14 protein-coding genes, 1 tRNA gene and 1 pseudogene are annotated in these 16306 nt (G+C 66.8%); 10 read left to right on the plus strand and 6 right to left on the minus strand.

Going from position 1 to position 16306, the window contains the following annotated elements; all coding sequences use genetic code 11:
* Positions 1 to 58: 58 nt before the first annotated feature.
* Both NP3_RS05710 and NP3_RS05715 read right to left on the minus strand, forming a co-directional pair.
* Positions 59 to 946 carry a pyridoxamine 5'-phosphate oxidase family protein gene (locus NP3_RS05710; RefSeq protein WP_063038501.1) on the minus strand — a complete coding sequence of 296 codons (888 nt, stop codon included), beginning with the start codon at positions 944 to 946 and terminating at the stop codon, positions 59 to 61.
* A 24-nt stretch (positions 947 to 970) separates the two neighbouring features.
* The gene (locus NP3_RS05715; protein ID WP_063038503.1) at positions 971 to 1432 is read right to left on the minus strand and encodes a VOC family protein; all 462 of its coding nucleotides are present in this window, start codon (positions 1430 to 1432) and stop codon (positions 971 to 973) included.
* 154 nt (positions 1433 to 1586) lie between these two features.
* On the opposite strand from NP3_RS05715, the gene NP3_RS05720 reads away from it, so the two are divergent.
* The gene (locus NP3_RS05720) at positions 1587 to 2102 is read left to right on the plus strand and encodes a CGNR zinc finger domain-containing protein (RefSeq protein WP_063038505.1); all 516 of its coding nucleotides are present in this window, start codon (positions 1587 to 1589) and stop codon (positions 2100 to 2102) included.
* Positions 2103 to 2104: 2 nt separating this feature from the next.
* On the opposite strand, the gene NP3_RS05725 is transcribed toward NP3_RS05720, so the two are convergent.
* The 3 genes from NP3_RS05725 to NP3_RS05735 all read right to left on the minus strand — a co-directional run bounded on the left by NP3_RS05725 (position 2105) and on the right by NP3_RS05735 (position 4714).
* A complete protein-coding gene (locus NP3_RS05725) occupies positions 2105 to 3301 on the minus strand; it encodes a phosphotransferase (protein WP_245720831.1) in 1197 nt (398 codons plus the stop codon).
* Positions 3298 to 3492 (minus strand): DUF3046 domain-containing protein, encoded by a 195-nt coding sequence (locus NP3_RS05730; protein WP_063038523.1) that lies wholly within the window; start codon positions 3490 to 3492, stop codon positions 3298 to 3300. Before NP3_RS05730 ends, NP3_RS05725 begins: the two co-directional genes overlap by 4 nt.
* A gap of 61 nt (positions 3493 to 3553) precedes the next feature.
* Complete coding sequence (locus tag NP3_RS05735) at positions 3554 to 4714, minus strand: glycosyltransferase (protein ID WP_063038525.1); 1161 nt, start codon at positions 4712 to 4714, stop codon at positions 3554 to 3556.
* A 174-nt stretch (positions 4715 to 4888) separates the two neighbouring features.
* Here NP3_RS05735 and NP3_RS05740 point away from each other — a divergent pair, with 174 nt between their 5' ends.
* The 4 genes from NP3_RS05740 to NP3_RS05755 all read left to right on the plus strand — a co-directional run bounded on the left by NP3_RS05740 (position 4889) and on the right by NP3_RS05755 (position 7739).
* On the plus strand, positions 4889 to 5428 hold the full coding sequence (locus tag NP3_RS05740) for an HD domain-containing protein (protein ID WP_063038507.1): 540 nt from the start codon (positions 4889 to 4891) through the stop codon (positions 5426 to 5428).
* Positions 5429 to 5483: 55 nt separating this feature from the next.
* Positions 5484 to 5568 (plus strand) — tRNA-Leu (locus tag NP3_RS05745).
* A 906-nt stretch (positions 5569 to 6474) separates the two neighbouring features.
* On the plus strand, positions 6475 to 6867 hold the full coding sequence (locus NP3_RS05750; protein WP_063038527.1) for a VOC family protein: 393 nt from the start codon (positions 6475 to 6477) through the stop codon (positions 6865 to 6867).
* On the plus strand, positions 6864 to 7739 hold the full coding sequence (locus NP3_RS05755) for a sigma-70 family RNA polymerase sigma factor (RefSeq protein ID WP_063038509.1): 876 nt from the start codon (positions 6864 to 6866) through the stop codon (positions 7737 to 7739). Before NP3_RS05750 ends, NP3_RS05755 begins: the two co-directional genes overlap by 4 nt.
* 657 nt (positions 7740 to 8396) lie before the next feature.
* Here NP3_RS05755 and NP3_RS05765 read toward each other — a convergent pair.
* Positions 8397 to 8972, minus strand: a complete 576-nt coding sequence (locus tag NP3_RS05765) for a CGNR zinc finger domain-containing protein (RefSeq protein ID WP_063038513.1) — start codon at positions 8970 to 8972, stop codon at positions 8397 to 8399.
* A gap of 103 nt (positions 8973 to 9075) precedes the next feature.
* On the opposite strand from NP3_RS05765, the pseudogene NP3_RS05770 reads away from it, so the two are divergent.
* From NP3_RS05770 to NP3_RS05790, 5 genes and pseudogenes are all read left to right on the plus strand, one after another.
* A pseudogene (locus NP3_RS05770) lies at positions 9076 to 10277 on the plus strand (epoxide hydrolase family protein).
* 195 nt (positions 10278 to 10472) lie between these two features.
* Positions 10473 to 13736: an AfsR/SARP family transcriptional regulator gene (locus tag NP3_RS05775; protein ID WP_084508223.1), complete on the plus strand. Its 3264-nt coding sequence runs from the start codon at positions 10473 to 10475 to the stop codon at positions 13734 to 13736.
* Positions 13737 to 13809: 73 nt separating this feature from the next.
* A complete protein-coding gene (locus tag NP3_RS05780) occupies positions 13810 to 14247 on the plus strand; it encodes a DUF4267 domain-containing protein (RefSeq protein WP_063038529.1) in 438 nt (145 codons plus the stop codon).
* A 7-nt stretch (positions 14248 to 14254) separates the two neighbouring features.
* Positions 14255 to 14707, plus strand: coding sequence for a DUF2871 domain-containing protein (locus NP3_RS05785; protein ID WP_063038517.1), 453 nt, complete (start codon positions 14255 to 14257; stop codon positions 14705 to 14707).
* Positions 14704 to 16167 carry an amidase family protein gene (locus tag NP3_RS05790; protein WP_063038519.1) on the plus strand — a complete coding sequence of 488 codons (1464 nt, stop codon included), beginning with the start codon at positions 14704 to 14706 and terminating at the stop codon, positions 16165 to 16167. Before NP3_RS05785 ends, NP3_RS05790 begins: the two co-directional genes overlap by 4 nt.
* Positions 16168 to 16306 lie beyond the last annotated feature (139 nt).

Raw genomic sequence — 16306 nt, forward strand, 5'->3', positions numbered from 1 at the left:
CGGAGTCGAATGGTGGCAGTGGAGGTCGCATTGCAATTCTCTTCTCGAGGGGTCGGGGTCAGGGGTTGACCGGGGAAAGTTCGGCGGGACCCCAGCGGAGCGGGCCCGCGCCGTGGATTTCGATCACTTCCGTAATGGTGAAGTCGATCGAGCACTGAGCTCCGGCGGTGAAGGTTTCCGGCGCCCAGGACAATTCGGCGGTCCCGGTGAGTTGGAGGGTCCCGCCGGTCGTCCAGTCCGGGATCAGGATGCCGCAGCACGGGTTCACCGCGATGTTCCCGAGTGTCATGAACATCGAATTGCCCTGGTAATCAGGCCATCTCAGCCGATTCGGCGAAAGCACCCGCAGGAAGCCGGGATTTCCACCACGGTGGGAGGCGTCGGCATTGCCGTCGGTATCCGCGGTGGCGACGAAGAAAGCGTCCGCCGCGGCGGCCAGTGCACGCTGCCGCGCATCGAGTTCCGTGCCGCGCCGGGGCGCTGGGAGTTCGATATCGGGGCGATACGATTCGATCCGCCTGCGCGAGATGTACTTCGGGCAGTTCGAATACACCTGATCGACGGCAATCCGTAGTCCCGCCTCCGTCGGAGCCGCGAATCCATTGACACGCATTCGCCTGCGCCGCTCAGGCTGCAGCGCGATCATGCCGATCCGGGCAGGGCGGGTCAGTGCTTCGTGTAGCGGATTTCCCAATGCCGGAATCGCATCGATTGCGATCGTCTCGGCATCGACGACGCGCACGAATCCCGGTGACCCGACCACCGCGCCTGCCCACATCCGTCCGTCGAGGTCCGCAGCCGCGATCACGACCATCGGCTGTTCCGCCAGGAAACCCGCCGCGACATCCGGGATGTCGGCACGAATCATCCGTCCCACCCGGTCGGCGATATGCGCCTGACCCATTCGCTGCTGTACGGCGACCTCACCCGAATGAAACTGAGACATCACAGTGCTCAACAGCGTCCGGGCTCAGAAGAATCCGCACGTCGGGGCGGCACCGCTGGGCGCGGGAGCGGATTCGGCGCCCGCGGGTGCGTAGACCTCGAGACGGATACCGTCGGGGTCGACGAAGAAGATGCCACCCGAGGCGACGCCCTCGCCGTGCGCGACCACCCCGTCGTGGGCGAAGCTCACCGAGAGTTCGCGCAGCAGCGCCTCGATCGAGCGCACCTGTTCGATGGTGTCGACCTGGAACGAAAGATGGTGCAGGCCAGGGGTTCCGGTGGAGAACGCGCCGTCGGACTGCTGCCAGAGCGTCAGCACGAGCTTGCCGTTCGCACCGAGGAAGGCCCAACGCTTTTCGCTGTCGGTGCTGACCGCGAGCGGCTCGAAACCGAATGCGCGGCGGTAGAAGTCCACCGATCGGTCCAGGTCGGAGACGTTCAGGCCGATGTGTCCGGTGGCCAATTGGGGCGCGATAGCTGTGGTCATCGAGATCCTCCTCGGAATTTCTAACTGGTCTAAGTAGCTTTACTAGTTAGAACATAATTAACAGCCAGCAGTACGTCAACCTCTAAAATCAGGTTAACTGGTTAGAACGGCGGTGGTTGCCTTGGCAACGAAAGGAAGATCGCTACGCTCAGGTATGCCTGATCCACGCCCCCACCCCGGTGAACCGCTGGCACTCGACCTGCTGAATACCCGGTGGATCCAGGACGGACCGCAGGATCTGCTCACCGATGTCGCGGGCCTGGGCATATGGCTGGCCTCGGCCGGACTCGACGATCGCGCGAATGCCGACGAGCGGACCCTGCAGGCGGTGCTCGCCGCCCGCACCGCCATCTACGACACCGTGAAAGACACCTCACACACCGCGCTCAACGAGGTCCTCGACCACGGCCGGATCCGACGCATGCTGACCGACACCGGCCCCGCCGAAATCGTCGATGTACCCGAAACCACCTGGCTCCCCGGCTGGCTCGCCGCCGACAACCTGCTGCGGCTACTGGCCGAGGCGCCGGACCGGATCCGCCAGTGCGCCCATCCGGACTGCGTCCTGTTCTTCTACGACACCTCGAAAAACGGCACCCGCCGCTGGCATTCGATGGCGACCTGCGGCAACCGCACCAAGGCCGCACGCCACTACGCCAAAAAGGCTTGAGCTCAGAAGAGTTCGTCGAGCAGTCGGTAGTAGTCCAGTCGCCGCCGGTCCGGCTCGGCGAGTCCATAGGCGGCGTAGAACGCGCTCAGTTCGTCGGCACCGAAGTCCTCGCGTAGGTCGCGCTCGACCAGGGCCAGATCGCGGTACCGATCCGCGACACCCAAACCGCCGACGTCGATCAGCAGACCGCCGCCAAGCACATTGGACGGGGTGAAATCACCATGCGCGACAACGAGATCCTCGTCCGGCGGACGTTCGGCGAGCAGTCGCTGGTAGATCTGTTCCGGCGTCAGCCCTCGATTATCGTCGTCGAAGTCGTCGACATCGACCAAACCCTCGAGCACACGGCGGCGCGCCTGGGCCAGCATGACATCCAACCTGCCGTCGAACGGGCACTCGGCAACGGGCATATCGTGCAGCCGCCGCAACAGCGCGCCCATGACCGCGCCCACCGATTCTGTCGGTTCAGCGGCCAGGCTCGGCAGACCCGCGTCGGCGAGAACCAGCACATCCTCTTCGAACACAGCAATGTCGGGTAGTTGAATCCCTTTGCCCCGCAGCCAATTCAACCGCGCATACTCGGCTGCGGCCTTCGGTCCCCGCTTCACCCAGTACGCACCGTCGACGTGCGCGACACCGCCGCTCATTCCCTCGTGGTCCTCCGACCACGCCGGGTCCGTACCCAGCACCGCGGCGACCTTCGGCGGCAAGGTCGTGGGCAGATCATCGAGCAGATCGAGGGTGGTGCGGGTGGCCTCGATCAGCTCGGCATCCCCCTCGACGACGCGCAGTTTCAACGCCTCGGTGAGCCGCGCCCTGGCCTCGGGCAGTCTGCCCTGTTCGGCAAGGGCCTTGCCCAGGTGCTGCAGCGCGAAGGACAGCACCTCGGAGTCGCTGGCTCGGTCCACCGCTCGGCGATACAGCGTTTCGGCGGTGACGATGTCACCCCAATAGCGGTAGACATCACCGAGGTTGATCCAGACCGACGTCCGGCGATAGTCGCTATCGGCGAGTTCGAGGGCGCGATCGAGGTGATCGAGGGCCTCGGCGTAGCGGCCGAGCAGCATCAGCTCGATGCCGATCTTGCGGAATTCGGCGAAATCGACCGGCCGCGCGGTGGCGACACGAGCGGCCAGCTGCGCATGATCGATGGGGATCATGCGCAGCCGCTCGTCGAAGCGGTATCCGTGATCGCTCACCAGCGTGTTCTCGGGACGTCGAAGTCGGCGCAGAGCGCGCGCCACACGTCACGCGGGTCGATGCCCGCCTCGATGGCGGCAGCGCCCGTCCGCCCGCCCAATGCCGGGATGGTGTGGTCCCTGAGCAGCGCATCGCCGCGGGACACACCGAACTCGGTGTGCAACAGCTCCTGGAACTCGGTCAACCGCACCGTATTCAAGATACTCGCGCCGCTGCGGGCCTTCACTCGGGCCGTTCGATTGACGAACAGGCTAGCGGGTCCGCACGCTGAGGACGTCGTGACAGATGCGGATCGGGTCCGCGACTTCCGCGATACCGGCGGCCGCTCGTTGCGCCGCGATGGTGTAGCCGGGCGTGTCGAGCAGATCGAGCACTGCGGTCCGCACCGCATCGGCGGTCAGGGGGCGGACCAGGATCGAACTGCCTTGGCGGGCAGCGCGATTGGCGAGCTCCCACTGGTCGCCGCCGCCGGGTACCGTCACGATCGGCACACCCGCGAGCAGGGATTTCGCGAGCAGTCCGTGGCCGCCGCCGCCTACCACGACCGAGGCATGGGTAAGCAGTTCGTCTTGGCGGCCGAGTCCGGCGGTCGCCCATGGCGGCAGGTCGGTGGGCGGGGTGTCGAGCATGGAAATGGCCACCCGGACGCCCGCTCCGTCCAGTGCGGCGAGCACGGTTTCGACCATGCCCGCGACACCCGTATGCGCGGTCGACGGTGCGACCATGACCAGGGGCCCATCGCCGGGCGGTGGCTCGAGGATTTTCGGAGTCGGCTCCCATAGCAGCGGGCCGACGACATGGGTGTGCTCGGGCCAGTCGGGGCGCGGCACCTCGAGGGCGGGCAGGGTGGCGATCAGGCGAGCCGCCGGGCCCGGATCGGTGCCGGGCAATCCGACGCTCTCGCGGGCGTGCTCGCGCTGACGCAGACCGTTGCGAACGGCACGGGCGGTCATGGTGCGCAACACACCGTCACGCAGGCGGCCGCGCACCCCCTCCCCCGGCGCGAGGCCACTTCCGATGGGCGGCAACGCTTTCGACGGTAGATACAGCGGATGCGGCGACAGCTCGACCCACGGCACCCCCAGTCGCTCGGCAGCCATCCCGCCGCCCGCGGTCAGCACATCCGACACCACGAGCTCCGGCAGCATCGCGCTCAGATCGGGCAAGATTTCGGTCGAAATGTGTGCCGCACGCTCGTGAATGCGCTGACCGGCATCATCGTCGTCGTCGACCGTGCGCGGCGCGAGCCCCTTGAGTCTGCGCACCGCGACGCCCGCCTGCTTGGCGGCGTCGAACCAACGCGGTCCGGTGAACAGCACCGGATCGTCACCGGCGGCCAGGAAGCGTTCACACAGTGCCAGCGCCGGAAACGCATGGCCGGGATCCGGCCCGGCAACAACGGCAACACGCATGCGGCCAGCCTGCCACATCGGTGCCGGAACTCGGTGCGGCGCGGACCGGGTTCGGTCGAGCAACCCGATGCGGCCCGCGTTCATCGAAATGCCATTCGGAAGAAACCCGTCGAGCGCCGATCGGCGGCATCCTGGTCTAGACCATTCCGGCCGGATCGACAGATTGGGGTCGAGGTGCCCGTCACCACCATCGACGAATTGCTGAACCTGCTGGCCGGATGCGCCGACGTCTGGGATATGCCCGACCGCAGCGGCGACCCCGTCGACATCCTGGACCACGACCTGCAATGCGCAGAGCTGCTGCGCCGATCCCATCCCGAGGACGAGGAACTGCAACTCGCCGGACTCCTGCACGATGTCGGCCACAAACTCGTTCCCGGCGACGACGCGGGTCACGGCAAACACGGCGCGGACGCGATCCGTTCGCTACTCGGCGACCGCGTCGCCAGACTGGTCGAACTGCACGTTGTCGCCAAGCGCTACTTGGCCGCCACCGACCCCGCCCACACCCTGTCCCCCGCCAGCAGACGCACCCTAGCCGCCCAAGGCGGTCCGATGAACGAGGCCGAAATCGCCGAATTCCGAACCGATCCGGACTTCACCGCCGCCCTCGCTCTCCGCCGCGCCGACGACGCGGGCAAGGTGGTCGGCCTTCGAGTCGCCTCCGTCGAGTCCTGGCGTCCAGTGATCGAACGCGTCGCTGGCACCCGCTGACCCAACCGATTTCAATACTTCCCCATACATCCGTTACCCTTGCTCAGCAACACCGGTCCGGGTGGCGGAATGGCAGACGCGCTAGCTTGAGGTGCTAGTGCCCTTTATCGGGCGTGGGGGTTCAAGTCCCCCTCCGGACACAGACAGTTACGTCACGTCACCCGTTCTACCTGCGGTTATGTAGGAGGGGTGGGTGGCGGCGTCGAGCTGGATCAGTGCATAACCGCAGGCGGGAGCCCTGTGGGGGGCAATTCGGGTTCAGCTGAGAGAATCCTGAGAACCGGCACGTCGGCCCGGCGACTCGTGGACAGTCATATCACGGAAGTCTTTCCAGCTCTGCGGATATCGATCGAGGCCCTCACTCAATCCGGAATATGGCCCTGCTCGCCACGCCGATCAGAAGGAGGCCTTATGCGGAAGGTACGCCCGGTCGACTCCTCGGTCGAGACCGCCCGGTCGACTCCCACACGCCTCTCGCATCACAGTGCGAGATCAACGGAACCCAGAGTCGTCGTCCCGAAGGATCCACCTGACCTCACTTCGGCCGCTGCGCGCGCCCTGCTGCGCCTCATCCAAAACGTCGCGTCCGAGGCTGCAACAACCCCGGACGCGCGACCGTTGAACGGCGAATAACACCGCCCGACAGTGCGTTCCGCGCGACCACGCGGCTTCACGGCGCGCCGATCATGACCAACCGCGCCGAACTTTATCGTGGCCGGTTCAGTCAGCGCGCCATGCGGCATGTGCGGACGTTCGGATAGCCATGCAAGCGGCCAGGTAATGAACGCCGGGGTCAAGCTCGACCCGGCAATGGACCACTACATCCGGTGCTCGATCGCGTAACCGGCCGCGACCGACAGGCAGGCGGTATGCCAGCAGCGGCGTAACCGCTCCGAACCATGCGCCATGCCGCAAGCAGTGCGTTCCGTGAGCGTTCGGTAGCCACTTTGGCGGACGGTCCTGTTACCTTCTCCCGTCGGCGCTCGTCATAGGTGCGACGACCGAATACGAACGGTCGTTGCATCGACGAGCGAATGGAGAACAGGATGCTGACCAACATCATGTATGTGACGATCTACGTCACCGATCAGGACCGCGCGCTGGAGTTCTACACCGAGGGGCTCGGCTTGGAAAAGCGGATCGACTTCTCGGGGCCCGACGGCCGTTTCCTCACCGTCGGCGTCCCCGATAGCCCGGTGCAGATCATACTGTGGTCGCATGCGGCGGCCGCGGGACAACCGGCCGACGTGGGCCAGCAAGCCGCGCCCGGTCCGATCATCCTCGAATCCGACAATCTGCGAAAGGATTTCGAGATCCTCCGCCAACGCGGCGTCACTTTCGAACAGTCCGAACCCGAGGACTATCCGTTCGGGGTCCGCATCGAGGCGATGGATCCGGACGGCAACCGGATCTCGCTGCGTCAGCAGCGCAAGCCGTGACATCACACCCATCCGGCCTTATCGCCGAGGCGTTCGAAGCCCAGCGCGATCGGCTGCGCGCCGTCGCGTACCGCGTGCTGGGCTCGCATGCCGACGCCGAGGACGTGGTCCAGGAGGCGTGGATGCGCCTCGTCCGCCAGGACGCGGCGACCATCGACAATCTGGTGGGCTGGCTCACCACCGTGGTCGGCCGAATCAGCCTGGACCTCCTGCGCTCCCGCCAGGCCCACCCCGAAACCTCCTATGGGCAGGAGTTTTCCGACTTCGTGGTGATGCCCGACGATGCCCCCACGCCGGAAGAGCAAGTGGCGCTGGCGGATTCGGTCGGCCTCGCCCTGCTCGTCGTGCTCGATTCGCTCACCCCGAACGAGCGCTTGGCGTTCGTCCTGCACGACATGTTCGCGATCCCGTTCCACGAAATCGGCCAGATCCTGGGTAAATCCGCCGACGCCACCAAGATGATCGCCAGCCGCGCCCGCCGCAAGGTCCAAGCCACAGACCGGTCGGCGGGCTACGGTCGTGAACACCGAGGGGTCGTCCAAGCTTTCCACGCCGCTGCCCTGCGCGGTGACTTCGAAGCGCTCCTGCGCGTCCTCGACCCGAACGTCAAGCTGACTGTCGACACTCCCGACGGCGTGGTCGTCACTCTCGGCGCCACCGAGGTCGCCGCTGGCGCCCGCATGTTCTCCGGCGAGGTCGCCCGCCACCGGCCCGTGCTGGTCAACGGCTTCCCCGGCCACATGTCCTGGCGCCCGGATGGTACCCCCCTATCGGTCATCGGCTTCACCGTCGCCGAAGGCCGGATCACCTCCATCCACATCGTCGTCGACCCGGCCAAACTTGCCTCGATCCACCTGCCGGACCTGGCCTGAGCTGGTGTCGTCAGGGTCAGCCCGTACATGGGGCAAGTCATCCCGGGCGGACCGACCGAGTTCGGCAGTGCTGTGGCCGGTTCGGACGGCGCTGTCTTCGGCGTTACCGGGCGCCTTCGGAGTGTCTTGTTTCCAGTGGCTACAACTGGCTCAAAGGCGTCGCCGCCAAGGACGACTCGGCCGTCTGGCCCCGATCGGACCCCGAGGATTTTACGCAGTGACCACGTCGAGCTCAGACAGCACACCTTGGGGGTCGTTGAGGTAGCGGGCGTTGACAGTTTCTCTTCGATCGCAATGATGTTCGGGTCGGCGCTGCCGGTGAACTTGGCATTGACGCCCTTGATCCGCTCCGCGGCCCCGGTGATAGTCGTGTGCTCGGAGAACGTTTTCCACGCCTCTGCGGCAGTGTGCGACTTGGTGATCCCCGTTGGGGATCTCCAGTAGCCCGTGATCGGGCTGTCGATCCCGGTTCCGGTTGTCTCCCTTGGCCGTAGCGGGAGGTCCATCCCGGTGTCGTACAGCAGTTCGGACTCTTGTTGGACGTGTCGGTTCGGTGCCGCTGGCGGTGGAGCAGTCAGCCTGCGCCGAAGGCTCGAGCTCACCCATCAGTCATGGCTGGACCGTAGCGATCACCATAGGGGTGTCAAACCCGCTGCGTCACGTGGCGTCACGCCGTGTTTTGCGCTGGTTGGCATTGAAGCGCGCCTTCTTCTGACGATTCCCGCACGTGTTCATGTCACACCATTTGCGGGTGCGACTTTGGCTGGTGTCGAAGAAGGCGGCTTGGCAGGTCGGCGATGCGCACAAGGCCAATTTTCCGTCTCGTTCGCCTGCGATGATGCTGATCGCGTCCGCGGCGATTACGCCTAGGGCATCTTCTACGCAGGAAGCCGAGCTGAGTCGCCATTGACGATGGCCCTCGGGCGTCAGGATGGCCGCCGCCCGACCCCGAACGCTGCAGTCATTGATGACTTGGACAGCGGACGCAGGGAGAGCGTCTTGGTTCGCGGCCGCTGTCGCGGCGGCGTGAATCGATTCCCTCAGTTCCCAAGCGAGTTCGAGCTGGGCGGTGGTGCAGGAGTCCACGGCCAGGCCGTTCACTGCCAGCCAGTCGACGAGTCGCTGAGGCGTGGGAATGCGTTCCACAGCGTCGCCACGACGCTCGGTCAGAGTCCCCGTGAAGCTGGTCGCCAGCACGTTACCGAGGCGGAAGTCAGGGAACCCAGCAGACATGGAACCACCTTAGCGGGTTGCTGACTGACACGGAGGCATGTTAGAACCGTCTTTGCCGGTTCGCGATTGGTCGTAGCCGGTTTCGCGATGACCAGGAGGTCTCATGCCCACACTTGGCCACCTCAATCCGGTTTTCACGCCCGACCCCAGCGACGTGCAAGCATTTGAAGCCCCCGCAACTGACGCCGACCTCGACGATCTGCGCGCGCGATTAGCCGCGGCACGACTGCCGGAAGCTGAGACGGTCTATCGCGCCGCGCCCGACCCTCGCCGATGGGACCAGGGCGTTCCGCTCGCCGACCTCGCCGATGTCGTGAACTACTGGCGCACCGAGTACAACTGGCGGTGGTTCGAAGCGCGCCTCAACCGGATCGGTCAATTCCGCACGACCATTGATGATCTGGGAATCCACTTCCTACACCGCCGATCCGCGCGCGCAGATGCCACTCCTCTGATCATGACGCACGGCTGGCCAGGCAGCATTGCCGAGTTCGTCGATGTAGTAGACGAGCTGGCAGATCCGAAAGACGCAGACGCGCCAGCGTTCCACGTCGTGGCCCCGTCGCTACCAGGCTTTGGTTACAGCGACAAGCCGGTCACCACCGGGTGGGGAACCGAAAAGATCGCGGCCGCATGGGTGGACTGATGGGAAGGCTCGGATACAGCAAGTTCGCAGCCCACGGCGGCGACTGGGGAGGTGTGATCACCACGGTCCTCGGCGGCAGATTCCCGGCGCACGTTCTCGGCATCCACACAACGACCGCACAGGCACCGCCCGGGTTGACAACGGACGGGCTGACGGCGACCGAGCGCAAATGGACCGAGGAAACCCGCGATTTCTGGCGCCACCACGCGGCGTACGCAAAGCAGCAGGCGACCCGACCGCAGACCATCGGCTACTCGCTCGTCGACTCACCAGTCGGGCTTCTCGCCTGGATCCTCGACAAGTTCGGTGAGTGGACAGACACCGAAGACAGCCCGTTCGAGACGATTTCCAGAGACCGCGTTCTCGACGACGTCACCCTGTATTGGCTGACGCGGACCGGCGCATCGTCAGCCCGCATCTACTACGAAAGCCACAACTCGCTCGACCCCGAACTTCGGGTCGACGTCCCGTCGGCAATCAGTATGTATCCCCGCGACATCGAGAAGTGTCCGCGCCCCTGGGCACAGGAGCGGTACCGACAAATCGTCCGATGGAGGTCGCCCGAAACCGGGGGACATTTCCCGTCGCTGGAGGTTCCCGAGTATTTCGTCAAGGATCTGCAAGAAGGCCTCGCGGCAGTGCTGGCCGCTAATCGGTGAACGCGGCTGGATTCCGGGAATCGAAACCGGCGCTCTCTCGTGTGCCCCAAGGTCATTCGATCAAGTCGCGAGTCGGCCTTCGTCGGCTTTCGCCCGAGGCGGTGCCGATAGCCACAATGCGGTGAGGTCCCCGGTTCGCCCGGGTTGACGAGAGGGCAGGGCGCCGCGCAGGATCGACCGCGAGATGGACGATTCATGCTGGTAAGGCTATTGGGTCCGGTGATGGTGGAGGCCGCGGACGGGACGAAGGCGTCAGTCGGGGGGCCGCGGGTGCGGGCATTGCTGGGGTTGCTGGCGCTCGAAGCCGGGCGAATAGTGCCCGCGGCGCGACTGGTGGACGGGGTGTGGGGGGAGGACCCGCCGACGGGGACCGGGAATGCGTTGCAGACCTTGGCAAGTCGGTTGCGCGCGGCGTCACCGGGGGTGGTGCGTAATGACGGAGGCGGGTATGTGCTCGAACTGGCGCCCGAGGACGTCGATGTGCATCGGTTCACGCGTGAGGTCGAGGCGGGGCGGGCATTGCTCGCGGCGGGTGCGGCCGAACGAGCCATCGCGTGCTTCGATGCCGCGCTCGCGTTGTGGCGCGGGGAGCCGTTGATCGATGCGGGGGAATCGGAGGAATTGCGCGCCGCGGCACTGCGATTGACCGAACAGCGGCTCGATGCAGTCGAACTGCGCGCGGACGCCTTTCGAGCCCTGGGCCGAGGCGGCGAGGTATTGCGTGAGCTCCGCACGGAAGCAGCGGCACATCCGTTCCGGGAGACGCTGGCCGCACGACTGGTGCGGGCGCTGGCGGCAGCGGGACGAACATCCGAGGCGATACAACAGTTTCAACGAACCGAGACCCTGTTACTGGACGAGCTCGGCACGACACCCGCCGAGGTGCTGCGCTCGGCCCTGGCCGAAATTCACACGAACGCACTCCACAATCCCGCAGTCGACCAAGCCGCCATCGAGACGACGCCCGGATCGGGTCGAACGGGAGTTACGGCAGCATCCCGGACCAGCGGGAGATCAACGGTGTCCGCGCCGCTGCTGCCCAGGAGGTTCACCAGCTTCGTCGGACGAGGACGCGACGTGGAAGGAGTGCGACGGGCATTGCGCGAGGCCCGACTGGTGACACTGTCGGGTACCGGGGGCGTGGGGAAGACCCGGCTGGCCGCCGAGACGGTCGGGGCGCACGCCAAGGATTGGGCAGACGGTTACGCTTTCGTCGAACTCGCCGCACTCGAGCGGGAACGAGCCGACCGGCCTGCCGTAACCGCGGTCGGAGTGGCGATAGCGAACGCGCTCGCACAGTTCGAGCGACCCGACGAACTGTCCGCGGAGTGGGCCGAAGTATTGGAGCGGACGCTGTCCGGCCGCCGAATGCTGTTGGTACTGGACAACTGCGAGCATGTGGTGGAGGCGACCGCGCGCTTGATCGACGATCTGTTGCAGCGGCTGCCCCTGCTCCGGGTGCTCACCACGAGCCGGGAGCCGATCGGCGTGGACGGCGAGCGACTGTATCCGGTCCGGACCTTGGACCTGCCCGAAGCCGACGCGGGTATCGTGGCGGTCACCGCATCGCCCGCGGTCCGGCTGTTCATCGACCGCGCCACCGCGGCACTCCCGGATTTCGCTCTGTCCGAGAGCAATTCCACGGATATCCGCGCCATCGTGCGCAGCCTGGACGGCATGCCGCTGGCCATCGAACTTGCCGCCGCTCGCCTGCGGAGCCTGCCGCTGCCGGACCTCAGCGCGCGGCTCACCGATCGCTTCCGGCTGCTCACCAACAGCACTCGCCTGGCGGTCCCGCGCCATCGCACCTTGCACGCGGCCGTCGCCTGGAGCTGGGGACTGCTCACCGACGCGGAAGCCGCAGCAGCCCGGCGTTTTTCGATTTTCGCGGGCGGCGCGACCTTGGACGCCATCATCCGGGTGTGCGGTCCGGACGCCATCGACACGGTCACCTCACTGGTGACGAAGTCGTTGGTGGACTTCGATGGACAGCGCTATCGAATGGCCGAGACCATCCGAGCCTATGCGGCCGCGGAATTGACCGCAGCCCGCGAGGCGGACGAGGTCGCCCGTATCCATGCCGACTGCTTCCTGGAATTCACCGACGCCGCCACCCACGGATTACGCACTGCCGCACACCCCGATTGGCTCGCGCGGCTGATCGCAGAACACGGCAATTGCGAAACCGCGGTGCATTGGGCACTGGACGTCGGCGACGGTGAACGTGCGATTCGCCTGTACGCGAATCTCGTCTGGTATTGGCTGCTGCGCGGGTTACACCGCGACCTCTCCGACCGCCGCCGCGAGGTCCTCGACCTGCTCGGCGACACACCGCCGCCGGGGTGCACCGGGGCCTATCTGGCCTGCCGGTACGGCGAGGAGCTGCCCGCGTACTTCACCAACATCTGGTGGGGCCAAATCCAGGAGAACACAGGGCAATTCGAGCGGCTGACCCGCGCGGCCCTCACCGAGGATCGGCCCCCGCACCCAATGTTCGTGCTCATACTGGCGCTGCGTGACCTGCTCGGCGACGACGACAGCCTGTTGACCGCGTGTACGACCTCCGACGATCCATGGCTACGCGGAAATGCGCTGTTGGCAAGAGGTTTCGATGAACTGGGCGGTGATCATCCGGCCCGCGCCCTGCCCACTTTGGAGGCGGCGGTGACCTGCCTGAGCGCGCACGGTGATGCCCGGTCACACAGTCGAGCCCTGATCTCTCTGGCCAGCTACCGGACCCGAATGCTCGGCCTGGACAGCGCCCGCCCGCTGATCGCGAGCGCGCTGGAACTGCTCAGCGCCGACTTGGGCGCCGGTGAGCGCATGGGTGTGCTGCTCTTCGCAGCGGATATGCACCTGGTCGGCGGCGATACCGATGGTGCGGCAACCCATCTCGGCCGGGCCGAGGCCCTGATCACCCCGCACATCATCCCCTCGCCGGAGCGCTTCCTGGCGGCGATGCAGGCGCACCTGGCGCACCTGCGCGGCGACAACGACCGCGCGATGGAGCTGTACCGGCGAATGTCCGAGCATCCGCTCCCCATCGGCCCACCACCCGCGGGACGCCACGACACCGCTCGCTTCGTGACCCTGGTCTTCATGACCAACGCCTACGCGGCGGCTCTGGTCGCGGCCGGGCGGCCCGACGACGCGCTGCGCGAGCTGGCCGTGCCCCGCGATCTGGCCGCCCAGACCTCGGCGGCACTGCTGGCCGAGGTCGGTATCGGTTACGCCCTGGTCGCCCTGGCGCAGGGCGCCCCGGTGCGCGCGGCCCGCATTCTCGGTGCCACCGACCGGATCAATCGGAGGGCCGGGGTGACCCGCATCGGCCCGTTCCGGCGGCGAGCGCTCGACCAAGCGGAAGCGGCACTCGGGCCCGTGCGCCTGGGCGCGGAATTCCTTGCGGGCGCCCGGCTTCCGGACGAGGCGGTGCTCGAACTCTTGCGTACCGTTCGCTGACAACGACTGTCAGCGAACGGTATGTGCAGCACTGGATGCTCGGGACGCGTATCCCACCGATCCAGGAGTGTTCATGTCCGTTCCCCCGAACACGGAATCAGTTGTTTCCGTGCGTGGTTCCCGCCGACTCGGCGAACGTCTCGGCACGGCAGGCGCCGTACTGGGCGCCGGGTTCATCATGTCCGTCGGCGGCGGTTATCTGCTCGCCCCACAGCGAATGGCCCCGGACTTCGGCTTCACCGACTGGCCGCGCGGCGAGGCCGTCGGCTTCCTGAACGTCAAGGGCGTCCGCGATGTGGTCACCGGTCTGATCGTGCTCGCCCTGCTCGCGGGCGGGCAGCGCCGCGCCGTCGGCGTCGCGGTTCTCACCATCGCCCTCATTCCGACCGGCGACATGCTCACCATCCTGGTGCGCCGCGGCTCCACCGCCACCGCCCTGAGTGTGCACGGCCTAACCGCCGCCCTGGTGGCCGCCAGCGGCGCGCTGTTGCTGCGCCGCGAAAACCGGTGAGCGACCGATGAAGACACTGGTCAATACCGCTCATATCTATATGATCATCGGCCTGATCTCCGGGTTGTACTACCGCGAGATCACCAAGATCGAACATTTCACCGGGCAGACGCAGCTCGGTGTCGTGCACACCCACGTGCTGGCGCTGGGCATGCTGTTCTTCCTCATCGTGCTGGCCCTGGAGAAGCAGTTCACGCTCAGCGCCCGGAAAAGCCTGTACGGCTGGTTCTTCTGGCTGTACAACATCGGCCTGGCCGTCACCGTCGCGGCCATGACGCTGCACGGCACCCTCACCGTGCTGGGCAAGACCAGCGGTGAGGCGATCGCGCTCGGCGCGGGTGTGGGCCACATCCTGCTGACCGCCGGGCTGATCCTCTTCTTCATCGCGCTCGGCAAATCCATCGACGACAGCCGAACACCGCGCACCGCAGCGGTATTCGCCGAACAGGAGGCAGCGTGAACACCGGCCAGGACAGCGCGCTGTGGACCCGGGACGCGGTCTCGCTCGCGGCGCTGATCGCCGAGGGCGCGGTCACCGCGGCCCAGGTCGTCGAGGCGCATCTCGAGCGCATCGAGCAGGTCGATTCCGAAATCGGCGCGCTCACCACGGTATTCGCCGAGGCCGCGCGTGCGGCGGCCGCCGCGGCTGACCGCGGGGTGCCGATCGGGCCGCTGCACGGGGTTCCGGTCACCGTCAAGAACAACCTCGATGTCGCGGGCAGCCCGACCACCTGGGGTGTGGCGGGCTTCGGACAGGCCGTCGCGACAGCGGACGCACCCGCGGTATCCGCACTGCGGCGAGCCGGGGCGATCGTCATCGGGCGAACGAACATGCCGGACTTCGCCACTCGTTGGCACACCGACAACGACGAGGCGGGCCCGACGGTGAATCCGTGGTACCCGACCCGCAGCCCGGGCGGTTCCAGCGGCGGTGACGCCGCCGCGGTAGCCGCGGGCATGACACCCCTCGGCCTGGGCACCGACTTCGGCGGTTCACTCCGGATACCCGCCGCGTTCTGTGGAGTCGCCTCCCTGCGCACCACGCCCGGCCGGGTGGCGGTGGCCTCGAGCCTGCCCGGCGCCGCACCCGCACCGACAAACCAGTTGTTCGCGGCGCCAGGGCCGTTGGCGCGCACCGTGCGCGATCTGACGACCGCCTTCGAGGTCCTCAGCGACAGCGCTGACGTGCGCGATCCCGGATGGATTCCGGTGCGTGACGCGACCGATACCGCCCTGCCCGCGGTCGCCGTCACGCTCGGTGACGATATCGATCCGCAGGTGCGGGCCGCGGTGCTCGGCTGCGCCGACGCCCTCGCACGCGCGGGATACCCGATAGCCGAACTGGATCCGCCGCAATTGGGCGAGGTGGCGGCGGATTACGGCCGATTGGTCTCCACCGAGGTGGTGGTCCAGCGCCGCGAAGTCATGCGGCGAGTCGGCAGCGCCGGGCTGAACACCTTCATAGACGCGGCGATCGACCTGTTCCCGCCGCTGGATCTGGCGGGCTACATGACCGCGCTGGGTGAGCGCCTCACCCGCCGCGCGGCCTGGTCCCGCTTCCTCGCGGAGCACCCGATCGTGCTCGGCCCGGTCTCGACCGAACTGCCCTGGCCGGTCGGCTACGACCTCGGCGGCACCGCACAGGTCGCGACCATGTATGCGGCGCACCGCCTCACGATCGCCGCCAACTACCTGGCCCTGCCCGCGGTCACGGTCCCCGCGGGCGTCTCGGCCGAGGGTCTTCCCGTCGGGGTCCAGTTGATCACCGACCCATTCGCCGAGCGCAGCGCGCTGACCGCCGCCGCCCATATCGAAGTGGCCTTTCCGATGCCCACACCCATCTCCCCGGCAACCGACCCGACCGCCCGGCGCCCTGCCCCGTGCCGGGCTCCGTCCGGTGGCTCGGGCGCGACGCGGTGAATGTTTCTCAGCGAAGGGAACCCAGATACTCACACGGCGTATTTCGCGCCAACTTCCCGATTCCCCACTGAACCTTCGGTTTCGAACCCGAGGTCAGGGACCGGCGCACAGGCTGCCCCGCCGATCGTGATCGGCGGGG

This window comes from Nocardia pseudovaccinii NBRC 100343 (genome assembly GCF_001613225.1).
GTDB lineage: Bacteria > Actinomycetota > Actinomycetes > Mycobacteriales > Mycobacteriaceae > Nocardia > Nocardia pseudovaccinii.